The organism is Methanophagales archaeon (assembly GCA_021159465.1).
Lineage (GTDB): Archaea > Halobacteriota > Syntropharchaeia > Alkanophagales > Methanospirareceae > G60ANME1.
Window position 1 is genome coordinate 1 of the sequence record JAGGRR010000231.1, and the last position, 1,640, is coordinate 1,640.

Consider the following 1,640-nt stretch of genomic DNA (forward strand, 5'->3'; position numbering starts at 1 on the left):
CAATCACCCACTTTCCAGTCGGGGTGTTCAGTACAGGCACTCACCTACGCACTACTCACTACCAACTACAATAAAGCTTTATATAATACAATAAATGCCAGAACGATAACCAGTATAGAAAGTCCCAGCTCCAGCCAGAACGGTTTTGTTCTTAATGACATCTTACTCCCTATCCTTGCACCCATCATTGACCCTACAAGCACGAGTGCCGCAGGTAGCCAGCTAATATCACCGCGGTTCCAATATACAATTATAGCGGGAAGAGCAGTGAAGATAGTAGCGACCAATGATGTTGCTACTGCTTTGTGGATATCCAATTTCATCGCTCTTAGAAATGACGGGAAAAGAGAGCCACCACTGCCGCCTCGCATCCCTGCTATTAGATTCAAGAGGAATGAAAGCGGGATAATGCTCTTTGGGCTGGGATTGATTCGCTGATATAGACCTGGCGCGATTCTATCGAGATATATCCCCAATACGCTTATAATGGAAATGAGGACGAAAATAATCGCTAACGTTAATGATCTGACCAGACCCACAATAAATGCACCCGCAACGGACCCTAAAGCGCCGCCTGTGATTACATACACCGCAATCAGGCGATCTACATTCATCCGCTGTGTTATAGCACCAATTGAAGATGAAAAGGGTATAACAAACAGATTAATTGCAAAAGCAGTTAATAGATGCAAGCCTGCAAGGTTGAGCAATGGTATTCTAACCGAACCCCCACCGATTCCGAACATACCACTCATAAAACCCGCAATTAGACCTACGCCGAAGAGAATCACAAATTGGACAATCTGAGTCATGTCATTACCCTCTTTCTTCAATCGTTCAATTATAGTTGAAATGTAATCATGCTTTTATTATACTCCTATACATTGTGATACATTAACAGAAATCCATAACCCAACGCATAGCACCCAGAAGAACGAGAGAGGCACCTTCGACTCTTGTTAGCTTCCAACCTGTTCGCATAAACAAAATAACGATGAAAATCATGCCCACGAGCATGTACAGGCTTTAACCCCCACCAAAATGTCACCATACAGCAAGCCTTTGTAGGCTTCCTTTATCCCTGAAACCCAAAGAAAAGATATGGCAATGCCAATCAAAACGACACCTGGATAAGTGATCTTTGTCACAGAGGGCAGAGTAAATCTAAAAGCCAACGGCTTTAAGGGGGTATTCTATGGCTAAAACAAGTTTATCTCCAATTATTATCGTTTTTTCCCACTCTTTCGCTTTTCACGAACGGCGTTTATGGTTCTCAACGCCATATCTACAAACTGATCGACTGTAAACCTGCTTAGAAGCCTGTAAACTCCCTTAACGATACTTTAGCCTTTAATTCGCTTATTACGAAGGCTATATCACCTTCAAAGCACATTGCGAGTATTACGACCTTCAGCATCGTTATAGCTTCTCTTTTGATCGATTGGAGAGTGATATGATGATCTTTTGTGAATGGTTGGTGGAGGGGGTTAAAACTTTCAACGCATTAATGACTGTAAATCCTTTACGTCCACTTTGGACACTTCATAACACATAAAGCTTCTTTTTTGAGAATTTCGGAACTCCTTGTATACTCTCCCTCGGTTAAGTTAAAAGACAGAATTGGTACTTATCATCTTAAA

Annotated in this window: 1 protein-coding gene and 1 pseudogene; both read right to left on the reverse strand. The window is 41.9% G+C overall.

What is annotated here, in order from left to right:
* Window positions 1–65 precede the first annotated feature (65 nt).
* The gene (locus J7J01_09785) at window positions 66–812 is read right to left on the reverse strand and encodes a sulfite exporter TauE/SafE family protein (GenBank protein MCD6211151.1); all 747 of its coding nucleotides are present in this window, start codon (window positions 810–812) and stop codon (window positions 66–68) included.
* Between the two features lie 355 nt (window positions 813–1,167).
* Window positions 1,168–1,429: pseudogene (locus J7J01_09790) on the reverse strand (IS5 family transposase).
* Between the last annotated feature and the right edge of the window lie 211 nt (window positions 1,430–1,640).

What these genes read in the sequence shown, in the direction of transcription:
- J7J01_09785 (MCD6211151.1), bottom strand. Translation starts at nt 812, where the DNA reads ATGACTCAGATTGTCCAATTTGTGATTCTCTTCGGCGTAGGTCTAATT.